The 24,965-nt window shown below is 70.8% G+C and carries 21 protein-coding genes, 1 other RNA gene and 3 pseudogenes; 12 read left to right on the top strand and 13 right to left on the bottom strand.

From position 1 onward, the window contains the following. Positions 1-8: 8 nt before the first annotated feature. From REH70_RS04050 to REH70_RS04105, 12 genes and pseudogenes are all read left to right on the top strand, one after another. Positions 9-962, top strand: coding sequence for a BadF/BadG/BcrA/BcrD ATPase family protein (locus tag REH70_RS04050; RefSeq protein WP_310752495.1), 954 nt, complete (start codon positions 9-11; stop codon positions 960-962). After that, a complete protein-coding gene (locus REH70_RS04055; RefSeq protein ID WP_310752496.1) occupies positions 959-2,074 on the top strand; it encodes a serine hydrolase domain-containing protein in 1,116 nt (371 codons plus the stop codon). Before REH70_RS04050 ends, REH70_RS04055 begins: the two co-directional genes overlap by 4 nt. Before the next feature lie 11 nt (positions 2,075-2,085). After that, a protein-coding gene (prfB, locus tag REH70_RS04060) for a peptide chain release factor 2 (RefSeq protein WP_310752498.1) occupies positions 2,086-3,209 on the top strand; the annotation gives its coding sequence in 2 pieces (ribosomal slippage) (positions 2,086-2,443 and positions 2,443-3,209; 1,125 coding nt in all). Positions 3,210-3,360: 151 nt separating this feature from the next. Next, positions 3,361-4,049: pseudogene (gene ftsE / locus REH70_RS04065) on the top strand (cell division ATP-binding protein FtsE). Between the two features lie 12 nt (positions 4,050-4,061). Then, positions 4,062-4,976, top strand: a complete 915-nt coding sequence (gene ftsX, locus REH70_RS04070) for a permease-like cell division protein FtsX (protein ID WP_310752500.1) — start codon at positions 4,062-4,064, stop codon at positions 4,974-4,976. A gap of 4 nt (positions 4,977-4,980) precedes the next feature. Further along, entirely contained in the window at positions 4,981-6,336 is a 1,356-nt protein-coding gene (locus tag REH70_RS04075) for a peptidoglycan DD-metalloendopeptidase family protein (protein ID WP_310752502.1), read from the top strand. Positions 6,337-6,527: 191 nt separating this feature from the next. Beyond that, a complete protein-coding gene (gene smpB, locus REH70_RS04080) occupies positions 6,528-6,998 on the top strand; it encodes an SsrA-binding protein SmpB (protein ID WP_310752504.1) in 471 nt (156 codons plus the stop codon). Positions 6,999-7,044: 46 nt separating this feature from the next. Further along, positions 7,045-7,869: a DUF2207 domain-containing protein gene (locus REH70_RS04085; protein WP_310752506.1), complete on the top strand. Its 825-nt coding sequence runs from the start codon at positions 7,045-7,047 to the stop codon at positions 7,867-7,869. 190 nt (positions 7,870-8,059) lie between these two features. Beyond that, positions 8,060-9,037 carry a DUF2207 domain-containing protein gene (locus REH70_RS04090; RefSeq protein WP_310752508.1) on the top strand — a complete coding sequence of 326 codons (978 nt, stop codon included), beginning with the start codon at positions 8,060-8,062 and terminating at the stop codon, positions 9,035-9,037. A gap of 127 nt (positions 9,038-9,164) precedes the next feature. Continuing rightward, positions 9,165-9,534, top strand: a transfer-messenger RNA (tmRNA) gene (gene ssrA, locus REH70_RS04095). Between the two features lie 76 nt (positions 9,535-9,610). Then, on the top strand, positions 9,611-10,816 hold the full coding sequence (locus REH70_RS04100) for a site-specific integrase (RefSeq protein ID WP_310752510.1): 1,206 nt from the start codon (positions 9,611-9,613) through the stop codon (positions 10,814-10,816). After that, positions 10,809-11,084, top strand: coding sequence for a type II toxin-antitoxin system Phd/YefM family antitoxin (locus tag REH70_RS04105; RefSeq protein ID WP_310754134.1), 276 nt, complete (start codon positions 10,809-10,811; stop codon positions 11,082-11,084). Before REH70_RS04100 ends, REH70_RS04105 begins: the two co-directional genes overlap by 8 nt. Before the next feature lie 93 nt (positions 11,085-11,177). Here the strand turns inward: REH70_RS04105 and REH70_RS20355 are convergent, their stop codons facing one another. From REH70_RS20355 to REH70_RS04165, 13 genes and pseudogenes are all read right to left on the bottom strand, one after another. Further along, positions 11,178-11,483 (bottom strand): helix-turn-helix domain-containing protein, encoded by a 306-nt coding sequence (locus REH70_RS20355; RefSeq protein WP_396134676.1) that lies wholly within the window; start codon positions 11,481-11,483, stop codon positions 11,178-11,180. A 102-nt stretch (positions 11,484-11,585) separates the two neighbouring features. Continuing rightward, positions 11,586-12,596, bottom strand: a complete 1,011-nt coding sequence (locus REH70_RS04110) for a hypothetical protein (protein ID WP_310752512.1) — start codon at positions 12,594-12,596, stop codon at positions 11,586-11,588. Between the two features lie 250 nt (positions 12,597-12,846). Further along, positions 12,847-13,668 carry an IS21-like element helper ATPase IstB gene (istB, locus tag REH70_RS04115; protein WP_310752514.1) on the bottom strand — a complete coding sequence of 274 codons (822 nt, stop codon included), beginning with the start codon at positions 13,666-13,668 and terminating at the stop codon, positions 12,847-12,849. Beyond that, positions 13,665-15,236: an IS21 family transposase gene (gene istA, locus REH70_RS04120; RefSeq protein ID WP_396134677.1), complete on the bottom strand. Its 1,572-nt coding sequence runs from the start codon at positions 15,234-15,236 to the stop codon at positions 13,665-13,667. The genes istB and istA overlap by 4 nt, the downstream gene beginning before the upstream one ends. A 104-nt stretch (positions 15,237-15,340) precedes the next feature. Then, on the bottom strand, positions 15,341-15,664 hold the full coding sequence (locus REH70_RS04125; RefSeq protein WP_310752518.1) for a hypothetical protein: 324 nt from the start codon (positions 15,662-15,664) through the stop codon (positions 15,341-15,343). A 177-nt stretch (positions 15,665-15,841) separates the two neighbouring features. Next, positions 15,842-16,294 (bottom strand): single-stranded DNA-binding protein, encoded by a 453-nt coding sequence (locus REH70_RS04130; protein WP_310752520.1) that lies wholly within the window; start codon positions 16,292-16,294, stop codon positions 15,842-15,844. Between the two features lie 668 nt (positions 16,295-16,962). Beyond that, positions 16,963-18,063, bottom strand: a complete 1,101-nt coding sequence (locus tag REH70_RS04135) for a hypothetical protein (protein ID WP_310752523.1) — start codon at positions 18,061-18,063, stop codon at positions 16,963-16,965. Further along, positions 18,060-18,899 carry a hypothetical protein gene (locus REH70_RS04140; protein WP_310752525.1) on the bottom strand — a complete coding sequence of 280 codons (840 nt, stop codon included), beginning with the start codon at positions 18,897-18,899 and terminating at the stop codon, positions 18,060-18,062. Before REH70_RS04140 ends, REH70_RS04135 begins: the two co-directional genes overlap by 4 nt. A gap of 45 nt (positions 18,900-18,944) precedes the next feature. Beyond that, complete coding sequence (locus REH70_RS04145; RefSeq protein ID WP_310752527.1) at positions 18,945-19,667, bottom strand: DUF6308 family protein; 723 nt, start codon at positions 19,665-19,667, stop codon at positions 18,945-18,947. Between the two features lie 221 nt (positions 19,668-19,888). Continuing rightward, positions 19,889-21,472 carry a hypothetical protein gene (locus REH70_RS04150; protein WP_310752529.1) on the bottom strand — a complete coding sequence of 528 codons (1,584 nt, stop codon included), beginning with the start codon at positions 21,470-21,472 and terminating at the stop codon, positions 19,889-19,891. 137 nt (positions 21,473-21,609) lie between these two features. Then, on the bottom strand, positions 21,610-22,617 hold the full coding sequence (locus tag REH70_RS04155) for an IS481 family transposase (RefSeq protein WP_310752531.1): 1,008 nt from the start codon (positions 22,615-22,617) through the stop codon (positions 21,610-21,612). Between the two features lie 95 nt (positions 22,618-22,712). Further along, positions 22,713-23,012: pseudogene (locus REH70_RS20360) on the bottom strand (IS3 family transposase); the annotation flags it as partial. Between the two features lie 240 nt (positions 23,013-23,252). After that, positions 23,253-24,920, bottom strand: a pseudogene (locus tag REH70_RS04165) (type IV secretory system conjugative DNA transfer family protein); the annotation flags it as partial. Positions 24,921-24,965: the final 45 nt, after the last annotated feature.

Genomic DNA, 24,965 nt, shown 5'->3' on the forward strand with positions numbered 1-24,965 from the left:
CGGGGCACGTGAGTCACCCGGGCTCCGGGCTGCTGATCGCCGTCGACGTCGGCGGCAGCAGCAGCCGGTCGGTCGCCGTCGACGCCGCCGGGCGGCCGGTCGCGTCCGCGGTGGCGCCCGGTGCCCGCAAGACCGACGCGGGGATCGCGGGCGCCGTCGTCGACGCGGTCCGGCGCCTCGTGCCCGACGGCGTCGCGGCGCTCGGCGGTCCGGTCGTCGCCGTCGCGGTCGGGGCGACCGGCCTCGGGTCGCTGTCCACCGACCGGCCGTCCCTGGCCGCGACGCTGACGACGCTGACGGGGTGCGACCGCGTCGCGCTCGCCGCGGACGCGCTCACCGCGCACCTCGGGGCGCTGGACGGCGAGGCCGGTGCGGTGCTGGCGGTCGGGACCGGGGTGGTGGCGCTCGGCCGCGGCCGCGCCGGGCGGTGGCGGCGCGCGGACGGCTGGGGGCACCTCCTCGGCGACCGCGGCGGCGCGGCGTGGCTCGGCGCCGAAGGGCTGCGGCGCGCGCTCGAGGCGTTCGACGGGCGGTCCGCGGACGGCGCCGCCCTGCTGGCCGAGGCGCGCGCCCTCCTGGGCGACCCCACCGGGTGGCCACGGCTGGTCCACGAGCGCGACGACCCGGCCACGCTGCTCGCCTCGGTCGCCGGCGTCGTGACCGGCCTGGCCGACGGCGGCGACGCGGCCGCGCGCGGCATCGTCGCGGAGGCCGGGCGGAGCCTCGCCCGTGCGGCCGGGGCGGTGCTGACCGACGACGTGCCGCCCGTCCTCGCGTGCGTGGGGGGCGTCAGCCGCGTCGCCGTCGTCGACGCCGCGCTCCGGCACGCCCTCGCCCGGGCCCGACCCGACGTCCGGGTCGTCGCCGCGGCGGGGGACCCGCTCGCCGGCAGCGTCGCGCTCGCGCGCAGCCTGACGACGGCGGACCGCCCCGGGCCGGTGGAGGGGCTGCTGTGGACGTGACCACCGACGACCGGCTGGCCAGCGCCCTCGCCGGGACCGTGGACGGCGCCCGCCTGCGCGGGCTGCCCGGCACCGCCGTGTCGGTCGCCGTCCGCACCCCGTCCGGGGCGACGGTCCGGCTGCACCGGGGCACCACCGGGCGGGTCGAGCCGGGCGGAGAGCCGGACGACGTCACGGGCCAGACCCTGTGGGACCTCGCGTCGCTCACCAAGACGTACGTGGCCGTCGCGGCGCTCGCGCTGCACGAGGACGGCGTCGTCGACCTCGACGCGCCGGTCGCCGCGCTCGTCCCGGTCGGCGCCGGCCCCGGCGCGGCGTCCGTCACGCTGCGCCACCTGCTCACCCACACGGCCGGGCTCGCCGACTCCTCGGCCGCCTGGCGCACGGAACGCGACCCGGACCGGCTGCTCGCGACCGTGCTCGCCGGCCCGCTGACGGCCGCACCCGGCACCGCCCACACCTACTCCTGCCTGGGGTACATCGCCGTCGGGCGGGCGCTGGAGGTCGCGACGGGAGAGCCGCTCGACGCCCTCGTCACCCGCCGGGTGCTGCGACCGCTCGGCGCGGGGACCGCGCGGTACGGCCCGGTGCCCGCCCCGGCCGCGGTCGCCACCGAGGACCAGCCCGGCCGCGGCGTCGTCCGCGGTGCGGTGCACGACGAGCTCGCCCACGCGCTCGCGCGCCCGGTCGGCAACGCCGGCCTGTTCGGCACGGCCGACGACGTCCTCGCCCTCGGCGAGCTCGTCCTGGCGGACGGCGTCGGGCGCGCGGGGCGCGTGCTGACCGCGGCGTCCGTGCGTGTGCTGCGGGAGCCGGTCGCGGGTCTGCCGCCCGGGCACCCGCCCTACGGCCAGGCCGTCGGCTTCCGGGTGGCCGACGCCGCCTTCATGGGCGGCGTCCGGGGGATCGGGCACACCGGCTTCACCGGGACGTCCCTCGTGGTCGACCCGGGCCGCGGCACCGTCGCCGTGCTGCTCACGAACCGCGTCCACCCCACGCGGGCGGGGACGGACGTCAACCCGCTGCGTCGTGCGGTGGCCGACGCCGTCGCCGCGCACGCGAGCGGTCGCGCTGCTGACCGCCCGGCCGGGGTGGCGCAGGCCCTCGGGTAGCCTGGACCGCCGTGGCAGCCACTGACTTCGCGGTCGAGATCCGCAACCTCCGCACGACCCTCGAGACGATCCGTGGCGTGAGCGACCCCGAGGCGCTGCGCGCCCGGATCACCGACCTGTCCGAGCAGGCGTCCAGCCCGAACCTGTGGGACGACCCCGACGCCGGGCAGAAGATCACCTCCGAGCTCTCCGCGGCGCAGTCCGAGCTGGACCGCGTGGAGAACCTCGGCGGGCGCATCGACGACCTCGAGACCCTGGTCGAGATGGCCACCGAGGACGGCGGCGACGCCGACACCCTCGCCGAGGCCGAGACCGAGCTCGCGACCATCCGCAAGGACCTCGGCGAGCTCGAGGTCCGCACCCTGCTGTCGGGGAGTACGACGCCCGCGAGGCCGTCGTCACGATCCGCTCCGGTGCAGGTGGCGTGGACGCCGCCGACTTCGCCGAGATGCTGCTGCGGATGTACCTGCGCTGGGCCGAGCGGCACGGCTACCCGACCGCCGTCCTGGACACCTCCTACGCGGAGGAGGCCGGGCTGAAGTCGGCGACCTTCGAGGTCAAGGTGCCCTACGCGTTCGGCAACTTGTCGGTCGAGGCCGGCACGCACCGCCTCGTGCGGATCTCGCCGTTCGACAACCAGGGCCGCCGGCAGACGTCCTTCGCCGCGGTCGAGGTCATCCCGCTCATCGAGCAGACCGACTCGGTCGAGATCCCGGAGAGCGAGATCAAGGTCGACGTGTTCCGCTCGTCCGGCCCGGGTGGCCAGTCGGTCAACACGACCGACTCCGCCGTCCGCATGACCCACATCCCGACCGGGATCGTGGTGTCGATGCAGAACGAGAAGTCCCAGATCCAGAACCGCGCCGCCGCGCTGCGCGTGCTGCAGTCCCGCCTGCTGCTGCAGCGTCAGGCGGAAGAGAGCGCCGCGAAGAAGGCGATGGCCGGCGACGTCAAGGCGAGCTGGGGCGACCAGATGCGCTCCTACGTGCTGCACCCGTACCAGATGGTCAAGGACCTGCGCACGGAGTACGAGGTCGGCAACACCTCAGCGGTGTTCGACGGCGAGATCGACGCGTTCATCGAGGCCGGCATCCGCTGGCGGATGAACCAGCAGCTGGCGGCGGAGGCATCCTGAACCGGGACCGAGGGGACGTCCTCCCCTCCGCGCAGCCGGTGGGCCACCTGCGACGTGGCGTGTCCAGGGCCGAACGGGTGAGACGCCTGCCTAGGCTGGTCGGCGGTCAGCGCTCCGCCCCCTCCGTCCCCTCCTCCTGGCCACGGCAACCGTGATCCGCTTCGAGAACGTCAGCAAGGTCTACGAGCGCGGCGCGCGCCCGGCGCTCGACCGCGTGTCGCTCGAGGTCGGGCGGGGGAGTTCGTCTTCCTCGTCGGTGCGTCCGGCTCCGGGAAGTCGACGTTCCTGCGCCTGGTCATGCGCGAGGAGCGCCCGACGGCGGGCAAGGTCGTCGTCGCGGGCAAGGACCTGTCGACGATGTCGACGTGGAAGGTGCCGCACCTGCGCCGGCAGATCGGCGTCGTCTTCCAGGACTTCCGGCTGCTGCCCAACAAGACGGTGTTCGAGAACGTGGCGTTCGCGCTGCAGGTCATCGGCCAGCCGCGCCACCACATCATGACCACGGTCCCGGACACCCTGGAGCTGGTCGGTCTGGGCGGCAAGGAGAAGCGACGCCCGCACGAGCTGTCCGGTGGTGAGCAGCAGCGCGTGGCGATCGCGCGCGCGTTCGTCAACCGGCCCTCGATCCTGCTCGCCGACGAGCCCACCGGGAACCTCGACCCGACCACGTCCCTGGGCATCATGCGGCTGCTGGACCGGATCAACCGGACCGGCACGACCGTGGTGATGGCCACCCACGACGACGAGATCGTCGACCAGATGCGCAAGCGCGTGGTCGAGCTCACCCACGGGGAGATGGTCCGTGACCAGTCCCGCGGTGTGTACGGCTCGGCGCGCTGAAGGGTTCCCCGCGTGAGACTCCAGTTCATCCTGTCCGAGATCGGTATCGGCCTGCGCCGGAACCTGGCGATGTCGATCTCGGTCGTCCTCGTGACCTTCGTGTCGCTGACCTTCGTCGGGGCGGCGGCGCTGCTGCAGCAGCAGATCTCCCAGATGAAGGACGACTGGTACGACAAGGTCGAGGTGTCGGTCTTCCTGTGCGCGCAGGGCTCGGAGGCGCCGTCCTGCGCGTCGGGCGAGGTGACCGAGGAGCAGAAGGACGCGATCGAGGCCGAGCTGGAGTCCCCGGAGATCGAGCCGTACGTCCAGACGGTCTACTTCGAGACCAAGGAGCAGGCGTACGAGTCATTCCAGGACACGATCGGCGACCAGTGGTGGGCCGCCGAGGTGACCGCGGCGGACATGCAGTCGTCCTACCGGATCAAGCTCGCCGACCCCGAGCAGTACCAGGTCGTCGCGGACGTGCTGACCGGCCGGCAGGGGGTCGAGGAGGTCCTCGACCAACGGCGGCTGTTCGACTCGTTGTTCACGGTCCTCAACCGGGCGACCATCGTGTCGATCGGCATCGCGGGAATCATGCTGCTCGCCGCGGTGCTACTCATCACGACGACCATCCGGTTGTCGGCGATGAGCAGACGACGCGAGACGGGCATCATGCGGCTCGTGGGAGCATCGAACCTGTTCATCCAGCTGCCGTTCATGCTCGAGGGCGCGATCGCGGCCACGATCGGTGCGGCGCTCGCGGTCGGGGCGCTGTGGCTGGGTGTCCGCTATCTCGTGACGGACTGGTTAGGAGGTCAGGTGTCGTGGATCGACTACGTCGACTCCGCGGACGTCCTGACCATCGCGCCCGTCCTGCTCGCCGTCGCCATCGTGCTCGCCGTGATCTCCTCGGTGGTCACCCTGAGTCGCTACACGAAGGTCTGAATCGATGAGGCCCACCCGCCTGCTCACCGCCACCGTCGCCGGGGTGCTCGCTGCCTTCGTGGCCGTCGGGGCGCCCGCGTTCGCCGACGAGCTGGACGACCGCCGCGCCGCCGCGGAGCAGCGCGGTGCCGCCGCGGACCGCCAGCTCGAGGCGCTCGAGGCGTCGATCGAGGGCCTCGACGCCCAGCTCGGCCAGGCCGTGCTCGACCTGCAGGCCACCCAGTCCCGGCTGCCCGCCGCGCAGGCCGAGCTCGCCACCGCGGAGGAGGAGCTCGAGCGCTCCCAGCGTGAGGCCGACCTCATCGCCGCCCGACTCCTCGACGCGACGGATCAGGTCGCGCGCCTCACCGAGACGATCGCCGTCGACGAGGCCCGCGGCGAGGAGATCCGGACCGCCGTCGGGCAGATGGCGCGCCGCGCCTACAAGGGCGACACCGCGACGAGCAGCCTGAGCGTCGTCATGGACGCCGAGAGCACCCAGGAGTTCGTCGACCAGTACGGCATGGTCAACACCGCCATGCGGACCCAGACGAAGGCGCTGGACGAGCTTCGCCAGATCGAGGCCGCCAACCGCAACAGCCAGGCCCGGCTCGCCGCGGTGCGCGAGCGCGTCGCCGAGCTCAAAATCGAGGCCGACGCGAAGGTCGTCGAGGCCGACGCCGCCCGGGCAGCCGCGGCGGAGCGCAAGGCCGAGATCGAGAACCTCATCGCCCAGCAGGCCGCCCAGCAGGCGGCGATCGAGGGCATGAAGGCGCAGGCGGAGGGCCAGGCCGCCCAGGTCGAGGCGCAGCGCAGCTCGATCGAGTCCGAGCTGCAGGGCATCATCGCCCAGGAGCGCGCGGCCGCCCAGGCGGCCGCCGCTCGGGCCGCCACGCGTCCCGGCGCGGGCGGCGGGTCCGCGGCCTCCGCGGCCAGCGGTGCCGCGCAGGCGCCGTCGGGCAGCGTGTCCGGCGCGATGTTCTCCAACCCGACGTCGATCAGGCCGATGTACGTGACGTCCAGCTACGGGCCGCGGCTGCACCCGATCCTCGGGTACTCGCGACTGCACGCCGGGACCGACCTGCGCACGGGCTGCAACACGCCCCTGTACGCGCCCCGCGACGGGACGGTGCGGTGGTCGCAGTGGCGAGGCGGGTTCGGGAACCAGGTGATGATCGACCACGGCTACGTGGACGGGAACTCGCTCATGTCGAGCTCCAACCACCTGACGCGGGCGGTCGTGTCCGGCGGGCAGCGCGTCACGCGCGGGCAGCTCATCGGCTACGCGGGCAACACGGGCCTGTCCGGTGCCTGCCACCTGCACTTCGAGGTGTACATCAACGGCGCGACGACGGACCCGCGGCCGCTGCTCGGTCCGTAGCGCCTGCCACCGGCACGTCCGGTCGGTTCGCTCGGCTGGTCCGCTCGGCCGGTCTGCTCGGCCGGTAGCAGAACGCTCGATATCCCCGGGCGCCGCCGACCCGCCGTCGCCTAGGCTGGACGACGGCCACGCGCGACGCGCGCGGCTAGGCAGCAGGCAGCAGGCACGCGGGCGAGGGGACAGGGCAGACGATGGCCAAGGACACCGGGCGGAAGCTCGTGGCCAACAACAAGAAGGCCCGGCACGACTTCATGATCGAAGACGTGTTCGAGGCCGGCCTCGTGCTGTCCGGGACCGAGGTCAAGGCGCTGCGCGCCGGGCGCGCGTCCCTGGTGGACGGCTGGTGCACGGTCGAGCGCGGCGAGGCCTGGCTCGAGGGTGTGCACATCCCCGAGTACACGCAGGGCACCTGGACCAACCACGCGCCGCGCCGCAAGCGCAAGCTGCTGCTGCACCGCACCGAGATCGACCGGCTCGACGCGAAGACGCGCGAGAAGGGCCAGACTATCGTCCCGCTGTCGCTGTACTTCCTCGACGGCCGCGCGAAGGTCGAGATCGCGCTCGCCCGAGGCAAGCGCGAGTACGACAAGCGCCAGACGCTGCGCGAGCGGCAGGACAACCTCGAGGCGCAGAAGGCCATGCGCGCCAAGCGCGACCGCTGACGTGGGGGTGCTGGGGGGCGCCGGTGCCGGCGTGGTGGTGAGTGGCGTGCGAGCCCGCGCTGCGCGGGGCGTGCGCGGCGCGGTCGCTGCCGCGGTGCTGCTCGTCGCGGGCACGCTGGGGTTCGCCGCGCCCGCCGCGGCGCAGACCGACGGCCGGGAGATCACCCGCTACGACGCGGACATCACGCTCGGGCCCGACGGCGTCGCCGACGTCCGCCTCGACTTCGACTTCGACTTCGGCGACGACCCCGGGCACGGCCCGTTCCTCACCCTGCCCACCCGGCAGGACATCGCGGGCAACGACGAGCAGGACCGCCTCTTCCGCATCACCGACGTCACCGCAGCCAGCGAGACCGCCCCGGCCGACCTCGACACCGACCACGGCCGGTACGGCGTCGTGGTGCGGATCGGCGACGAGGACGTCGACGACGTCGAGGGCACCCACACCTACACGGTCACCTACCGCGTTGAGGGGTGGGTCAACCCGGCCGGCACCCGCGTGGGCACCAGCGGCACCGCCCCGCCCGAGGGCGACGAGCTGTACCTCGACGTGATCGGCACCGACTGGGAGATCCCGCTCTCCGACGTCACCGCGACGGTCACCGGCCCGGCCGACATCGTGGACGCGGCCTGCTTCGCCGGGCCGCCCGGCAGCACCGAGCCGTGCACGGGGGCGCCGACACCCGCGTCGTCCGGTGACCTGGCGTCGGCGCGCTTCGGGCAGGACGTCGTGCTGCCGGGGAGGCGTTCACCGTCGCCGCCGCGTGGCCGGCCGGGACCTTCCCCGGCGTCGAGCCGATCCTCGCCGAGACGATCGACCACCTGGACCCGTGGCGCCCGACGTCGCCGCTGGGTGCGGCCGCGCTCGTGACGCTCGTCGGCGGCGGGGCGTTCGCGGTGGTCCGCGCGCGACGCGGTGGCCGGGATCGCGAGGCGCTCGGCCTCGCTCCCGGCATGGTGTCCGACGGCGGCCCGGGTGCTGCCGCTGCGTCCGGCGGCGCCGCGGGGGCGGCGTCGGGCGTGCGAACGCGGCGTTCCACGAGCACCGACCTCCGGTCGCCGTGCGGGCGACGCCGCCGGACGCCGTGCTGCCCGGTGAGCTCGGCACGCTGCTCGACGAGGTCGCCGACCCGCGTGACGTCACCGCGACGATCGTCGACCTCGCGGTGCGGGGGTACCTGGAGATCCACGAGGAGCCGGCGTCCGGTTCGGGGGAGTCGGGCGAGGACGAGGACGACGACGGCGACGACGACGCGGCCGAGGACTGGCGGCTCGTCGCGACCGACCGGTCCCGCGCGGACCTCACCGGGTTCGAGCAGCGGCTGCTCGCCGACCTGTTCGCCGACCGTGCGTCGGTGCGGATGTCCGAGGTGCGCGAGACGTTCGCGTCGTCGATGGCCGCGGTGCAGGGGCTGCTGTACGAGCACGTCACCGAGCGCGGCTGGTTCCGCGGCAACCCGGCGACCGTCCGGTCGCACTGGTACCTCGCCGGTGGGCTGCTGCTGGTGCCCGGGCTGGTCGTCGCCGGGATCGGCATCGCGTCGCTGGTCGACGGGCTCGCGCTGCTCGGCGTCGTGCTGGTCGTGCTCGGAGTCGTCGTGCTGGCGCTCGCGAAGCAGGCGCCGGCGCGGACGTCGTCCGGCACCGGGGTGCTCGCCGAGGCGGTCGCGTTCAAGCGGTACCTGGAGACCGCGAGCCCCGACTCGCTGCGGGTGCTGCACGGCGAGGACCTGTTCAGCCGGTACCTGCCGTACGCCATCGTGTTCGGGCTGACGGAGCAGTGGGCCGGGGTGTTCGGCGATCTCGCGGCCCGCGGTGAGCGTGTGCCGGAGCCGACCTGGTACCACGGGTACGGCGCCGGCTACCTGTACTGGGGGCTGCCGGCGGGTTCAGTCAGAGCGTCGAGAGCTTCTCCACGGTGGCGACCGAGTCGATCTCCGCGGCGACGCCGTCGTCGTCCGGGTCGTCCGGCACCAGCGGCGGGTTCTCCGGTGGGGGAGTCGGCGGCGGGGGCGGCGGAGGCTGGTGAGCGGGAATGATGAGGACGGTGCGCGGGTTGAGCACTATGCTTGACCTGCTCGACCCCGGCCGCTCGCGGCCCGGTGACGGCACCCGGACGTACCGGCCGCTCGCGGACCGCACGCCCGGGGCTTGATAACTGCACACGGGGGTGATCGGTTTCGACGGTGGTCGTCGATCCAGGAGAAGCGTGCCGAGGACGCAGGGTTATCTCGTAAACGATCCTTGCAAACCAATAGGTGCCGATAAGAACAGCACCGACCAGTTCGCTCTCGCCGCCTGAGCGAGTCGAACGGTCCGTCAGCCTGAGAGTGCTCTCGACTCAGTAGCTGGCGTCATCTAGAGAGCCACTGCTCCCAACGTTCGTCGTCGGCGTTGGGGGGACACTTAGACGACTGAGCCCGTCCATGACATGTCTGCTAGATCATGGGGGCCGAGAAAATCGCAGCAGACTGCGCACGGAGAAGTCCTGGTTCACAGTCATCGGACGCGGGTTCGATTCCCGCCACCTCCACCCCTCTGACCTGCGGAAACGCTGGTCATGTTGACAGCAAGGTAGCCAATCGTTGACACGATTGACTACCTTGTTGTGTATGGCCTCTCTGCGGGAGCGGCGTCGCGCTGACGGGACGCGCGCGTTCGCGGTGCTCTGGTGTGACCCCGAGACGGGACGCCAGACGTCCCTGACGTACGACGACGAACGCGAGGCGATCGTCGCTAAGCAGCTCATCGAAGCCGCCGGCGGATACGCCGCCGAGGCGGCACGGATCGCTGACGCCATTCGCAAGCCCGGGCCCACCGTCGCCCAGGTCGTCGCCGAGCACATCGACCTCCTGACCGCGGTCGGCACCGACACCCGAGCGCACTACCGCCAGCAGATGAGGGCACACATCGTCCCCACGCTCGGCGCCTTCCCGGTGGCGGCGCTCACCTACCGGCAGGTCGCGGGTTGGGTCGCCGACATGTCGAAGAAGGGGCTGGCGCCGAAGACGATCGCCAACGTGCACGGCCTCTTCTCCGCCTCGATGTCCACGGCCGTGCGACTGGGCTACCGGCCCGACAACCCGTGCGCCGGCGTCCTGCTGCCCAAGTCGCAGTCCACGCGCGACGACATGACTGTCCTCACGCGCGAGGAGTTCATGTTCCTGCTGTCCAAGATCCCCGCCCACTACCAGCCACTGGTGCTGACCCTCGTCGCCACCGGACTGCGCTGGGGCGAGGCCACCGCCCTGACAACCGGCGACGTCGACCTCGTGTCTCAGCCGGCGACAATCAAGGTGACAAAGGCGTGGAAGCGAGATCAGGACCGGCACTGGTACGTCGGCCCGCCGAAGACCAAGCGCGCGCGGCGCACCGTGTCGCTTCCCGATGACTTGGTGGACGTGCTGTTGCCGCTCGTCGCCGGCAAGGCACCCAGCGAACTCCTGTTTACCAACACCGTCGGCGCGCAGCTGCAGTCCCCGCGATTCTGGACGACTACCTGGACGCCCGCGCTCGAGGCCGCCCGTAATCCCAAGCTGCCGGACGGCTCGCCCGACCGTGACGCCCCGCGGCTGTCGAAGCGGCCTCGCGTGCACGACCTCCGGCACACGCACGCGTCCTGGATGATCGCGGCGGGGACGGACCTATTCGTCCTGCAGCGCCGGCTCGGGCACGAGTCGATCACGACGACCACCGAGACCTATGCGCACCTGCTGCCCGACCAGCAGCGGGCGGCCGCCGATGCAGCTGGCCGCGCCCTCGGCGGGCTCATGTCCCCGCGTGCACCCCGCCCTGGCGCGAGCTCAAGTGATGAGTAGGGACCCAATCGTTGGCACGACGTCGCTCGCTTCTGCCAGGGCTCACTTGTCCGCCATCGTCAGATCGGTTCACTACACCGGCCAGCGCATGGTGATCAGCCGAAACGGAGAGCCTGCGGCGATACTCATCTCCCCGGACGACCTCGCCTCGCTGGAAGAGACCCTCGAGGTCCTGTCCGACGCCTCCGTAATGGGATATCTGGGTGAAGCGCGAGCCGAGATCGATGCGGGCACGACGGTCGATCTGACCGAACTCCACCGGCGGTGATCTCCATGGCCCCGCCGCCATGTGACCGGAGACAACGCGGTGCCCCCGAGTGTCTCGCGCGCGCGCCCCGCCGGTAGCTTGACCTCTCGGGTCTTAAGACAATCGGCGGTCGCCCGAGACGTGTGGACGACGCCGGTGTGCCGCAAGGGACTTGACGGTCGAGCCGAGAGCGCTGAGGTCACTCGAGGCCGTCACCGGCGGATTGGCCTCGTCAGCGACGCACTCAACCGTGATGAGCGCCAACAGCGCATCGACGTGCTCAGGCAGCAGCCGGATGCTTCCCCTCCCAACGCGTAGGTGCGGGATCCGTCCACGGCGCGCCTGCTCGCGCACCCACCATGGCGAAGTACCGAGCGTCTTAGCGACGTCCTCAGGGCTCAGCGTCACGTAGTCAGACATGTGTCCTCTTCTCGATCAATGCACTACAAGAGGTGTGCGGCAAGAGCAGAGCGACCGCGTTCGGGGCTGGGGAGTCCGCGCCCGCGTCGGCGCGAAGGTCGGTCATAGGTCGATGCCGGGCTCCGGCGGTCGGGTGGTCGGCCACCCGTGCGACGTCCGCCATGCACCATGGATCTGGCGGCCCTCGAGCTGGGGCGGCAGGTACCGCCGGGCGCCCTTGATCGTCCACCCGTCGAAGCCGCCCGACACCCGGGGTTCGCTAGGCCCGGCGGCGGTCAAGCCGTCGCGAAGCGCGCCGGCGGCCAGGTTCCCCAGTGCGAGGCTCACCTCCCGGTCGAGCGTCGCGCGGTCGCCGGCGATCGTCAGTGACGGGCGGCCCCAGACGCTGGCCTCCACCTCAACCGACCCCAGCACCTGCTCGGGGTGGTCGTCGAAGTACCGGTTCAGCACGATTTCGCCGCCGGGGAGCGCCAACTGGACCGTCGCCTCGAACGGCCGCGACCGAGCCTCTTGTGCCGGGTCGATGGCGGTAAACGCGATCAAGTCGATGACGTTGTCGGTACCGGTCGCGGGCCGCAGTGCCCCAGCCGGCAGCCGGACCGCACCGAGGAACGCCGCGTGCTGCAAGATCGCGCGGCGCTCCTGCGGTTCGGGGGCGTCCATCAGGTCGTGCGTGGCCAGAACGGTAATCAGCCCGCCGGGCCGGGTCAGGGTCGCCGCGGCGATCGTCATCTGGGCCTGGCGAACGACTCGCTGCGCCCACCTGGCCGGGTCGCGCAATTGCACGTCCGCCCACGGCAGGGACGCGACCACCACGTCGAAGCAGGCCGCTTCGCGGGTGGGCCCGAGCGGAACCGGGTCAGGCTCGGGCACGTTCAGAGGCACCATGCGGGCAGCCAGGAAGTCCACGGCTCGTTCCGGGCCGCCGGGCATGGCCAACAGGGTCGGGGCGCCGTCCCCCAGGACCAGGACGTCACCGCCGTCGAACCCCAGCTCGTGCAGCGTTGCCCACAGCGGGCCACGCAGCTGGGCGTAGGCGTCGTGGGCGCCGGTCGAGGCGTGATCGGTCAGCGCGGTCAGGTCCGCCAGCTCGCGCTCCAGGGCGCCGGGCATCCGGTGCATCACGCACCGCCCGATCGGCCGGGGGACACCAGGCCGGCGTCGATCGCCTCGGCGGCGTCGAGCCGCTCCTGGACGTCGGCGCGGACCATGTCCCGGAAGTCCGCGTCTCGGTTGAGAATGACAAGCCCATTCGGCCCCACTGTGATGGCCTGATTCGGCCCCACCCCCGCGTTCATCTGCGGGGAGTGCGACGGTCCTGCAGCGTCACTTTGGGTGACGCGTGCGGGGCGTCGCTGTGGGGTCAGCCAGGGGCGGCTCCTTCGCGTGCTGCGCGGCTGGATCGCAGCCGGTAGGAGTCGGTGCCGGTGGCGATGATGTGGGCGTTGAAGGTCAGCCGGTCGACGATGGCGGCGGCCAGGCGGGGGTCGGTGAAGGTGGTGCCCCACTCGCTGAATGGGGCGTTGCTCGCGCAGGCGATGGAGGCCTTCTCTTCGCGTTCGGTGATGATCTGGAAGAGCAGTTCGGCGCCGAGGGGGTCGAGGTGGACGTAGCCGAGCTCGTCCAGGCACAGCAGGTCCAGGCGGGCGTAGCGGCCCACGACGCGGGATAGCTGTTTGGCGTCGGCGGCCTCGACGAGCTCGTTGACCAGTGCGGCGGTGGTCACGTAGCGGACCCTGCGGCCGGCTTCGGCGGCCGCGACGCCTAGGCCGATGAGCAGGTGCGTCTTGCCGGTGCCCGAGTCGCCCAGGAGCACGACGGGTTCGCCGCGGTCGATCCACGCCCCGGCGGACAGCGCGGCCAGCAGCGGCGCCGGTAGGCCGGGCAGCTGGCGCAGGTCCAGGTCCTCGAGGCGTTTCAGGCGGGGGAACTTCGCCTCGTGGATCCGTCTGGTGCGGCGGCGGGCGTCGCGGTCGTCGAGTTCGGCGGTGAGGACCTCGGCGAGGAACGCCTTGTGGGTGAGGCGCTCCTTGACCGCGGCGGCCGCGATCCGGGTCGCTTCGGTGCGGATCGTGGGCAGGTGCAGCGCTGCTGCCCCGGCCGCGATTGCCAGGTCGGCGGCCTGCTCCGACCGCGCAGTGACCGGCCGCTGGTCGGCGTCCGGGACGCTCGTGGCGGCGCTCATGCTGTGGCCGCCAACGGTGCCAGCAGGCTGTCGTAGCCGCCCAGCGTCGGGACCGGGCGAAGGAGCTCAGCCGCGTCCCGGACAGTGTCGGCGCTGGCGGCGGCGGGCCGGGTCGTGGGTTCGAGGTGTCGGCGGGCCTCGACGGCGACGAGGTCGGCCTGGAGCCGTCCCAGGCGCACGGCCGCGGTCATCCCCGCCAGCACGGCCTCGGTCGGCAACCTGCGGTGCAGCAGCAGCACCCCGATCAGCTCCCGGGTGCCCGCGCTGTCACCGTGCGCGCGACGGGCAGCAGCCCAGAACTCGTCATGGCCGGGCGTGAACAACCCCGCCGCACGAGCCGTGACCAGGGCAGTCGCAGCCGGCAGTGCGCCAGGCCGGCGGGCTAGGACCTCCAGGTAGTGGTCCAGCACCAGGGTTTGGGTGTTCTTGTGCAAGCTGCGCACGTGCTCGGCGACCACCACCGCCGGCCGGCCAGGTCGGGCGTCGCGCACGGTGAACGACCGCGCCCCCAACGCGACGCTGACTCTGGCCCCGGCCAGGTGCGCCGGGACGGAGTAGTACGACTGGCGCACGCAGATCCGGGCCTTCGCGTCGACGTGGCAGGTCAGCGCGGTCGCGACGTCGAACGGCTCGCCCGGCAACGCCCGCAGCGCCACCTGCTCGCGGGCCGCGGCCTGCCCGACCGTCTCGACCCGGGTGGCGATGTGCCGGTCCTGGTCAAGGACGTCCGCGGCGGCGAGCTGTGCGTTCAGTTCGCTCAGGCTGCCCGCCTTCGGCACGGGGGTCAGGTGCCGGCGGCGGAACCGGCCGATCTCTCCTTCCACCCCGCCCTTCTCGTGCGCCCCGCCGATGCCGGGCTCGCAGAAGAACGAGTCGTACCCGTAGTGCGACCGCAACGCGATGAACCGCTCGTTCTCCAGCCGCTCCCGGCCCAGCAGCACCCGCACCACCGCAGGGCGCAGGTTGTCGTACCGGATCTGCCCGGTCGGGACCCCACCCAGGACGGTGAAGGCGTGCACGTGGCCGTCCAGGAACGACTCCTGGGCCTGGTTGGCGTACGCCACGTGCACCGCCCGCCCGGAGTGCGACAACCGCAGCGCGAACATCCACAGCTTCACGTAGACACCGTCGATCCAGGCCATGAACTCCCCGAAGTCAACCTCCGCCTCGACCCCGGCCGGGTGCTCCTGGGCGATCGGCACCACCCGGGTGCTCGCCGCGATCTCCGCCCGGAGCTGCCCGACCATGCCGCGCACGGTCGACTCGGCCAGTTGCGCGCCGTGCTCGTCGCGCAGGCGCTGCCACACCCTGCGGGCGGTGTGGCGCTGCTTGCGCGGCGCGGTCAGGTCCTCGATCAGCCACGTCCGGATCTGCGCCTCGTGCGCCCCGAGCACCGGCGACTGGCGCACCGGGACCTTGCGCGGCGGCGGTGTCGCGTCGGCCAGCGCCTGCCGCACCGTGCGCCGGTGCACCTCGTGCCGCTCCGCCAACGCACGGATCGACAACCCTTCAACTCGATGGTCTCTGCGGATACGTTCGAACATCTCCACCCTCGATCTCGCTCTCATCTACGCCCCTCGTGATCGTCTTGGTCGACGTCACGAACGTAGGGACAGGCAGGTCGGGGGTGGGGCCAAATCAAGCCATCACTACGGCCCCAAGTGGGGCCACATCAGGCTGTCACTCTCACTCGGTCGTTGATCGTCCGGGCGGGCTCCACGTCGCGGGGCGCGTCTCCGGGCCACAGGGCGACGAGGGTGGGGCGGTCCGCGGTGGACTGGGCGCCGCAGGCGGCGACCCAGCGGCGCAGGCGGTGGCGGGCGTCGTCGAAGTCGCGGTGCCACTGCAGCGGCGCCGACCCCGACGCGCCGTCGCCATAGCAGGCCAACCAGTGCAGGTGCAGGGCCGACAGCTCCCACACCAGCTCGTCGTGGCGGTGCCAGAACGGCGGGATCTCCAGAACCGAGAGCCCGTAGGCGGTCCGCAGCCAGGACACCCACGCGTCCAGCTCGACCCACCGGACCGCCGCCTCCGCCGCAGGCAGGGTGTTCCAGTTGACTGGCCCGGGCGGCTGGTCATCGTCACCGGGGAACCTTTCGAGCTGCGGGTCCGGGCGGCGCCTGGCTCGCGGTGGCTCGCGCCTGTGCGCATCGACCATGGCGACCACCGGCCGTCAGCGTGCCAGCGCGGGCGCCGGGCCCTGCGCCGCGATCGCCGCGACCGAGGAACGTCTGGGGGTACGGGGGTGCGACGATGGCTGGGCGGGCGGTGCGGAACGGGCGACGGTGTACTCGGTGCGCCAGGCCTCGTGCCCGAACCAGCGCATGACGAACTCCTCGCCGGTCCGCGGCGCTCCGTCATGGTCGTAGGAGTCGGTACGGACGTAGCCGGCGGCGACGATGACGTCCCCTTCCCGCACGCGGGTGCGGCCACGCTCGGCGGCGCGCCCGTAGGCGACGAGATTGTGGAACGACTCGACCGGGTCGCCGTAGGTGCCGTCCGCGTGGCGGCGGCGAGCCCTGATCTTGATGCGAGCAAAGAACCGCACCGTGCCCTCGCTGGCCCTGGACCACTCCGGCCGCGAAGCGATCTGGCCGACGATGCACTGGCGGGTCGGGATCGACATCACGGGCCTCCTGCAGCCACGCAGCACCGCGACGGTTGCCGCTGTTGCCATTTAGGTGTGCCACCCGCTCCGTGTGCTCTGGTGACGCATTGCTGATCCACGGGCCGACCGCGTCGCGCGGATGCGCGGACGCTTGTTCGGGTGAAGCCGCACCCGTCGCCGGACCGACCCGCCTCGCCAGCGGCCACGTGCCAAGTGCAGGCCCAGCGCTCGAGTGTGCTCAGATGCGCCCACATCGGGGCTCAACGTGTTTACCATGGCGCCATGTCTGAGGCGGATGGCAAGCGCAGCATGGGCAACGTGGCAAAACTGGCGGCAGGCGCTCTCGCGGCGAACGCCGAGCGCCTCGTTCAGGTCGGTAAGAACTCAGAGGTCCAAAGAGCTGCTACGGACTTCGCAAGGGCTGTTCGCAAAGCGTGGGCTTCGCCCTCCGAGCCATCCCCGTGACCAACCGTGAAAGCGGCTGACCGCCCGCTGGCAGGCCGGGATCGGCATCGTGTCACTACGGTCGCCACTGTCACGCTCGGCCGACGAGGTAGCCGGGTGCCCAACCAGTCGCGAGCATGCCCACGAAAATCGGGGCAGCACCCCAGTCCGGAGTGGGCTGGAACTGCGGCTCGGGAGTGACAGTCCCGTCCCAGATCAGCGCGTAGGCGTGCCAGCCGATCTCAGTTGCCGAGGGTGTGCGTGGTATGGGTTCCGCGGAACCACAAGCCAGTTCGGGTGGAGCGCCGGTACTGGCCAAGCCATCCGATGGGCCTACAGGTGACATCGATCCGGAGATCGTGCATTCCGCTCCGCGTTGGCCCGGCGAAGCGCTGGAGAGCGGCATACCAGCCGACGTAGGTCTCTGCGACCAGCGCAGCCCGCGGCACGCCATCGTCGGCTTGACTGGGACCGGTCAGCATCCAGTCGAAAGCGCCCGCACTAGCAGGGCCTTCAATATGACCTGTCAGATGCATCGGATCCCATCCGCCACCCCAGATTCTCTGCCAATCGGGATCGGCCGGTGCTCGGCCTATCGTGTGATCCTCCGGGCGCGGGGTTGGGTCGCCGGTCAACACGCGCCGAATCCCGGCACGCGCACTCCCGCTGACCCCTAGCCATTCCACGAAGCCTGCGAGGTCGTCCGCCCACCATTGCTGCACGGCACGGAGCACGGGCTCATTGGTGGCTCGTCCAGACCGGATCCACCGGCTGATACCGACATCGGGCTTCGACCAGCCGAGCCCGAAAACCAGCAGATGCAGTAACGGCGAGAAGTGGGCGATACGCGCGGTGAGGGCTTCGGTGGAGTTATCGGCTTCCGGAGACATTAGAGGCCGAGGTGGTGGCACGACGACGCCCGGGGCGGCGCACGACTGCCACGCCGTCGCCAGATGCCGGACCCATGGCCCGCTGTCGCCTAGCAGTGGTTCGGGGTCGGCCCTCCCGCCGTAGTCGCCGGCGCGCAGTGGTGGAACGTCCGGCGGCTGCGCCGCGGGGTGAGTATCAATCGCTTGCAGTATGGCTCGAAACTCGGAGTCGTCTGCGCCACCAGACTGAAGCGCCGCCCCGCCGTAGTGGTGGTCACCGCGGGCGAGGTAGAACGCCCAGCCACGCAAGTAATCGACTCCGCACCAGTGAGGAACTTGTCCGGTTCGTCGCCAATGGAGGCGCGCGGCAGTCAAGACCTCTCCTAGCGCTGCGGGGTCACCGGCGAGGCGTTTGTAGCCGTTGTACTGGTGCGCCCAGGCGAGCTGTGCGTCCCTGAGGGTGTCCGCGGTCACGAGAGGACCTTCGACCCGCTTGCTGCTTGATCCTTGGCCCACCACAGGAAGCTGGATACGTGCTGCAGCTTCTCGAATCCGGGGCCGGCGTGGTCGACAAGGACGTCGTTGCTCCAAGTGATGAGTCGGCCGATCGGCCACCGGGTGCGGTCACGCGGCGGAAGTTCCAGGCCGAAGACTCTGTTGGCGATCTCCCGCTTGCCACCGCCGTTGGGGCTGGAGTAGATGAGGATCGGCAAGAATCGGTCCGGCTGCACGATGCAGAGCACCTTGGTCAGCAGCGCTTCCTTGAAGCCACGCATCTCGAGGGCGTGGGGGCCTTCGATGAGGTGGGTGAGACGGTCCTCGAGGGGGACATGGTCAGGTCCGTACAGCAGATAGCCGATGACGCCACGGGTGCGTTGGACTGCCTCATCATCGCCTAGTTCGTTCCAGGCGGTGTTGAAGACCGACATGTTGCCGGGGTGGGCGCCGGTCTCTGTGTTGGCGAAGTCCTTGAGGGCCCGGGGGTCACAGTGCTGTAAGCCTTCGGCGCTGAAGATCTGCTGGTAGCGAGCCCAGTACTCGGCGACTTCAGGCTGCGGTACGGGGTGATCAGCAATGAACTGACCCTTGAGCGTCTCGACGGACTGCCGACGTGCTGGCGTGAGGGTGTGAGCGGTGTGGAAGGCGGTCCGCTGCGCGTCGATGGTGTCCCGTTGCTTCGGCGCGGGCTGCTTGTCTTCGCCGCGCCACCAACTGTGGGTGCACGCATTGCATCGGATGTGCCGACGGTCGCCCGCGCCCTTCTCTACAAGGTCGAGATCGTCGGACTGGCACTGGGGGCAGGTGACCATGCTGGGTACCTCTCGACGGCGTGGTGGATTGGTGCGTGACCCGGGTCAGCGCAGGGTGGCGGTCCAGAGCGCGGCGTCGAGGAGACGCAGCCGCGAGGTGTCTAGCCGGACGCGGTGGTGCTCGCCGTTGCCGGTGGCGTCGACGGCGGTGTCGATGGCCGTGATGATCTCGCTGTCCTGCAGGAGCGCGCGGAACAGCAGCCAGGTGGTGCCGTAGCCGTTGGCGGAGATCGGAATGCCGAGGTAGTCCCGGATCCGGGTGTCGCGGACTGGGAACAGGTCGGGTCGCTTGCGTGCGCACAACTTGCTAGTGGTGACCCAGGCGTCCGGGTTGCGGGTGGTAGCAGGCGACATTGCCGTCTTGACGCTGAGGTAAAGGTGCTGCATCGCCACGAGTGCGTGGGCGTCGGCGACCTGAAGCTGAGCGTCGGGGATAGCTCTCAGATTGGTGACGATTTCGGTGCGGGTGAGGCCGTCGTTCAGCAGGCGTCTGGTGGCGTGCGGTCGGATGCGGACGCTGAGCAGGCTCGTGGCATGCAGGTCGGTTGCGGTGATGTCATCGGGGTGGACGGGTTCAAGTTGGGCGAAGGTGGAACCGGCGTAGTTCCCGTCTACGTCGTAGAAGGCTCGCAGCCGATGGTGTGCGGGGGCTGGCCCATCGAGTGCCAGTGCGGTCAAGGCACGACGGTGCGCGTGCTCCAGGAGCACCTGGCTGGGCGCATCCCACCCGTTCGGAACCTGGAGCCATGGCGTGTCGGAGCTGGTCATGCGGTGATCCTTGCGCATGGCGCCGCCGACACGGCCGCGTGCACCGCGGTTGACAGTCTTACTCGCTGCAACTGGCCGCGCCCGTTCCTGATACTCGTGTGCGGGTTGTGCGACATTCCGGCTCTGCCCCGCTCCGAGGCAGGTGCCGCCGCGGGGCGGTGCCGCACCGGCCCGCGGCGGCGTTCGCGCTCACCGTCGCTCGAACGGTGGGCGCCCCGTGCCTAGGCCGTAGCGGCTGCGGCGGCTGGGACCCAAGGGATCGCGGCAATCTGCAGCGGCGGCGCGGGCGTGCGGGCGGTGGCAACTGCCCTACGCAGGTAGACGGTGAGCGAAGCAGGAGTGACTGCCGATTGCTCCGCACGCGGGCGCAACTGGATGTCGCTCTCAGGCGTGTGCACGATCGGCGCACCATCGGTGCCAGTTCCGGCGATCTCGCACTCGTCCGCGCGAAGGTCGACCAACAGTTCGCCGGCGCCAACGAAGTCCTTCGTAATGCCGATGAACACGCGGCCTCCCGCGATCGCAACGAAGGCATCGCGGGGACCGACGGCGTCAGCGGCTTGACGGACGGCCGTTGGACCTGCCGTCAGCCGGGGTGCCAGGACCCCGAACAACGCTTCGACTTTGGTCACTCCCGGAACCCACCTGAGCTCTTGCTGCAGTTGCGCGAGCTCGTCCTCGCTGACCCCCGACACACTCCGTATGTCGAGAGCCGGTGGTTCAGGTGCGATGGTGGCCACAGTCTCGGCGAGCTGACCGGCAAGCTCCTTCGCTTGTGCCCGTGATCCGGGCCGGAGCCCAGACCCGGGACGGGTCTCGATCTGCCGCAGGCGCCGTTGCAGTGTGCGAGCGATCTTGGCGGCTTCCGTCCGGAGCAAGTCCGCGCGTTCGGCGGCGTCACGAAGTACACGATCGCTGTGGAAGTCGGCTACCGGGCCTGGGTGGTCCTGCGTCGACGCGGCTGCACGGATCACTTCGTAGGCGTAGAGGCAGTCGGCAGCGGCAACGGCATCGATCAGGTCCCGGGCTAGTGCGTAGGCATCGCGCTGGATACGCGTTCTCTGGAGATCCGCCTTGCCGGTCGACTCAAGCTCACGAGCTCGCCGCGCCAAAGTCCGCGCTGCGGCCCTGCTGAACGCCTCCAGCGCGTGTGCGTCACCGCGGAGCTCCTCGAGCACGCCGGGCGGCACCTGCCCGGCTTCGACGGCCCAGGACGCCTCGCGAACGATGCGGTCGATCCGAACCTCGACATCGGCCCAGCGGTGCTCACGCTCCTCGTCGACGAAGTCGCGGACCATGTCGTTCATGGTCGCGAGCGCCTTCTCGATCCGGTGGAGCTGGACTTGGATCGCCGCCAACGCCACTGCCATACCGACGGTCGAAGCGAGCGTCGCGATCTGAGCGGCACCTGTTGCACCGACGAAGGCTGCGTTGGCGACGATCTGGCCATTCGCGTTGACGACGGTGCCGAGCGCCTGACCACCCGACTGCATCAGATGGTTGCCTGGAATCGCCAGCAGGCGCAGCGTCTCAGGGGCGAGCTGCACCGTGCCCTGGAGGCTCGCCGCCTTCCCGAGCCCGCCCAAGGCTTGCGCGATCGCTCCGGCGCCGCCGCCGACCGCATTCCACTGCCCGCCCGCGCTGCGGCCCGGCTCGCGAAGGTCCGTGAGCGCCTCGACTGTGGTGCGTGCGGCGTCGACCGATTCTGCAAGCACAGCGAACCGGCCGTGATCGTCGATCTGAACTAGCGTGACTTCCGGAGCGCCTGTGTCAGTCTCGTGACCGTCGTGCGCCGTCTCCGCCATCGAGCACTCCTAACCCGGTTCGCACCGATAGTCATGATTGGTCCTAGGCCCGTCCGTCGCGTGCCCCTTGCAGGTCAGGTGGCAAGTGTGACGTATTTCCTGGCCTGTGAGCGGCAGACTCGGGTCCTTTGACGGCGCTAGTTGTTCTGGCTCAGGACGTTGGTGACGCCTGCGTGCAGGCGTGAGGCCGGTGGTTGGTTGCCGGCGGCAGTGTGAGCGCGATGGTAGTTGTAGTGCACGTTCCACATCGTGATGGCCGCGGCGCGCTCGTCCTCGCAGGTCCAGACGCGGGCGTAGAGGAGCTCCTCGGCCAGGGTCCGGTTGTACCGCTCGACCTTGCCGTTGTGGCGCGGGGTGTGGGGGCGGATGCGCTGGTGGCGGGACGCGACGGCGGTCACGGTGCGGGCGAACGCGGTGGCCTTGTAGTTAGCGCCGTTGTCGGTGACGACGCGGACCAGGCGCACGATGCCGTGAGCGGCGAAGAACGCCCGGGCCCGGTGGAAGAACCCGATGGTGGTGACGGCCTTCTCGTCCGCGAGGTGTTCGGTGTACGCCAGCCGGGAGTACCCGTCGATCGCCGAGTGCAGGTACACGTACCCCGCACGGGCCCCGGTTGTCTTGGCGCGCCGGGCGGCCTTGTCCTGGGCTGAGCCGCGGCCGTGGGCGCGCCATCCGCCGCCGTCGGGGATGCGGCCGACCTTCTTCACGTCCAAGTGCACCATGTGCCCGGGGTACCGGGCCGTGATCGCCGTGGTGGTGCGGTTGGTCTGCCCGTCGGGGTCGATGTCGCGGCGGCGGTTGATCCCCAACCGGACCAGCCACCGTGACACGGTCGCCAGGGACACCGTGTGTCCGGTGCGGATCAGCTCGAGGTGGATCTGCCGGGCGGTCCACTTGTGCGTGCGCCGCCACGTCTCGATTTGCTCGACCACGTCGGCCGGGACCTGGGTCGGGGTGCGGTGCGGGATGCTGGGCCGGTCGACCAGGCCGGCGTCGCCGAGGTCGTCGTACCGGGTCTTCCACTTCGACAGGCACTGGCGCGACACCCCGGCCTCAGCCGCGACGTGCGCGATCGGACGGGACTCGCACCGCAGGACCAGACGGAGCCGGCCGGCAGGGGTCAACGGAGCGTTAGCGTGGGTCATCGAGGGGTAGGTCCTTCAGCTCGCAGGAGGTTGGTCGCACTTCCATCCTGCCGCCGGGACCTACCCCTCCTCACACCCCGCCGGCGTCACCAACCTCATGAGCCACAACAGCTAGTGGGTCCGCTGCACGGATCGGTGACAGCGGGTCTCAGGCGGCAAGTGCGACCTGAAGGGGTGTTGATGGTCTCGTACTCGATGGGTGTCACGCGAGCAAGGCGGGCTTGCCTGCGGCGGCGGTGGTAGGTCCGTTCGATCCAGGTGGCGATCGCCAGCCGCACCTCCTCGCGGGTAGCCCAGCGGCCCCGGTTCAGGACGTTCTTCTGCAGCAGGGAGATGAACGACTCCATGGCGGCGTTGTCGCCGGCAGGCGCCACCGGGCCCAGCGGGCCGACCACGGCTCCACCGCACCGCTGGCGCCCGCGCTTGGAGCGTGGAAGGCGTAGAGGCGGCTGGTATCGGCGAAGTGCGAGGCTTGCATGTCGTCGAAGCCGAACACTCAACGGTCGCCTCCGGAGCCCGTGAGGCGACTCGTCCAGCCCATGGTTTTGCTCCTTCTTTCGAGCCTGCGACAGTTGCGCCTGACTTAGTGAGGTGTGCTTGACTGCGGCGTTTCGTCCGAGGCCACTGATTTCCTTCTCGGTCGCGTGCTTGTCTGCGCGCAATCGCCGGCCGTCTTTTCGCTTGGTCCAAGGCTGCAGTTTCACCTGGATGGGCTTCAGGGAACGGAGAAGGATCAGGCCGGTTCCTTGAGGCATGGTGCGGATCTCTTGGGAGGACATGATTGCCCTTCGTCGGATCGAGGACTGTGTGGTCTTGGTTCCGTCCGGCCGCATAGAGGTGGCGTAGGTGATCTCGTCGCGGTCGCCCAGGAGGGTGGACCAGTCGCTGAGGTCTCGGGCGACGGCAGATCCGCCGAGGATGATCTTGGCGATGGCGGCGTCCCAGATGGTTCCGGTCTGGTGCTCTCCCCACGCTGTGCGTGCCTGGGCGATGGACTGCAGGACGGGCAGGACCGTGATGCCGGAGCCGCCGCCGTCGGACATGAGCTGGGGAAGTGAAGGCAGCGGGGCGAGGTTGCCGATTTCGTCCAGCGCGAGCAGCAAGGGTGGGTCCAGCCGTGCGCCGGGGAAGCGGGAGGCGAGGCGTTTGGCAGTTTCGGTGAGGTCCTCGACGAAAGCCGCGACCAGCGGACCGACTCCGCCGGAGCCTGCGCTGGTGCCCAGCAGGTACAGGGTTCCCCCGGAACGGATGAACGTCTCGGGGTCGAACTGTTCCCCGGGGTGCGGGGTGACGGCGGCGACCACGTCGGGGTCGGACAAGGACGCTAGGGCAGTCTTGACCCCACCCCAGACGGAGTCGCGGGTGCGGGGCTCGTTGTTGATGGCGGCGTTGAGGTCTTCTCCCCAGCCCGGCGCGGCAGCCGGGTGGGAGGTAAGGATCGCGACCGCGTCGGCCGCGGCCGCCGGCTGCCTGGACCAGGCGTACAGGTCGGCGGCGTCGCGTCCACCCAGAGCGGCGGCGTGGAGCAGTTGCTCGAGCACCTGCCGGGTGAGGCCCTCCCAGTAGCCGCCGTTCTCGCTGCCGTTACCGAACCCGGCGGCGGCGGCCAGTCCGCGGGCGCGGGTCTTGGCTGTCTGCACGTTCTGGCAGCCGCGCACCGGTGACCAGCGCAAGCCCGCGGGGACACCAGGTGCGCGGTGCTGAGGATCGAATATGGCGACCGGGCCGCGGCGCCGACGGGCCCTGATGGTGATCGCGATGGTGTCCGGGCGGGTAGATGTGCTGATGACCGCTCCGGGGGCGTCGAGGATCATGTTGATGATGACGTTGTGGCCCTTGCCCGATCGTGGCGGGCCGACGAGCAGCATCGAGTCCTCGACGGACGCCCATACCGGCTTGCCCTGGATGGTCCCGAGCCGGTAGCCGACGTCCTGCGGGGTTGGCTTGGACAGGGTGGGGCGCAGGTGCGCGGACCGTCGAAGGAGCGCCCGCGTGGAGGCGTGCTTGGCGATGTCGGCCTTGGTGGCGAACCCGTCGCCGGCCTGCGGCGTTGCGCGAAAGACCCGCCACAGGGCGACGGTGATCGCGATTGCCAGGGCGAGGAGGATCGCGACGACCAGCCAGTAGGTGACGGGTGCGAGGCCTGGGGCCTGTAGCGCGGTGGCGGGGGTTCCGGGGTCGGTCAGTACCTGGAGGGCGCCGGTGAGTCCGACGGTGGGCTGGTCGGCGCCGGTCAGGTACGCGCTGAGTGAGCCGGCCAGTCGCAGCAGCCCGGCGACGGCGATGCCGGCGACGAGTAGCACGATCCCGAGGTGGGTCAGCTCGTCTCCACCGGCACGGCCAGGCGC

This window comes from Cellulomonas sp. ATA003, assembly GCF_031582905.1.
GTDB lineage: Bacteria > Actinomycetota > Actinomycetes > Actinomycetales > Cellulomonadaceae > Pengzhenrongella.

Bases quoted from the DNA above. Each gene is read 5' to 3' on its own strand.
- REH70_RS04105 (WP_310754134.1), top strand. From the start codon at position 10,809: ATGAGTAGGGACCCAATCGTTGGCACGACGTCGCTCGCTTCTGCCAGG.
- REH70_RS04155 (WP_310752531.1), bottom strand. From the start codon at position 22,617: ATGACCCACGCTAACGCTCCGTTGACCCCTGCCGGCCGGCTCCGTCTG.
- REH70_RS04150 (WP_310752529.1), bottom strand. From the start codon at position 21,472: ATGGCGGAGACGGCGCACGACGGTCACGAGACTGACACAGGCGCTCCG.
- istB (WP_310752514.1), bottom strand. From the start codon at position 13,668: ATGAGCGCCGCCACGAGCGTCCCGGACGCCGACCAGCGGCCGGTCACT.
- smpB (WP_310752504.1), top strand. From the start codon at position 6,528: ATGGCCAAGGACACCGGGCGGAAGCTCGTGGCCAACAACAAGAAGGCC.
- REH70_RS20355 (WP_396134676.1), bottom strand. From the start codon at position 11,483: ATGTCTGACTACGTGACGCTGAGCCCTGAGGACGTCGCTAAGACGCTC.
- REH70_RS04130 (WP_310752520.1), bottom strand. From the start codon at position 16,294: ATGTCGATCCCGACCCGCCAGTGCATCGTCGGCCAGATCGCTTCGCGG.
- REH70_RS04100 (WP_310752510.1), top strand. From the start codon at position 9,611: ATGGCCTCTCTGCGGGAGCGGCGTCGCGCTGACGGGACGCGCGCGTTC.
- REH70_RS04140 (WP_310752525.1), bottom strand. From the start codon at position 18,899: ATGGTCACCTGCCCCCAGTGCCAGTCCGACGATCTCGACCTTGTAGAG.
- istA (WP_396134677.1), bottom strand. From the start codon at position 15,236: ATGAGAGCGAGATCGAGGGTGGAGATGTTCGAACGTATCCGCAGAGAC.
- REH70_RS04145 (WP_310752527.1), bottom strand. From the start codon at position 19,667: ATGACCAGCTCCGACACGCCATGGCTCCAGGTTCCGAACGGGTGGGAT.
- REH70_RS04075 (WP_310752502.1), top strand. From the start codon at position 4,981: ATGAGGCCCACCCGCCTGCTCACCGCCACCGTCGCCGGGGTGCTCGCT.
- REH70_RS04110 (WP_310752512.1), bottom strand. From the start codon at position 12,596: ATGCCCGGCGCCCTGGAGCGCGAGCTGGCGGACCTGACCGCGCTGACC.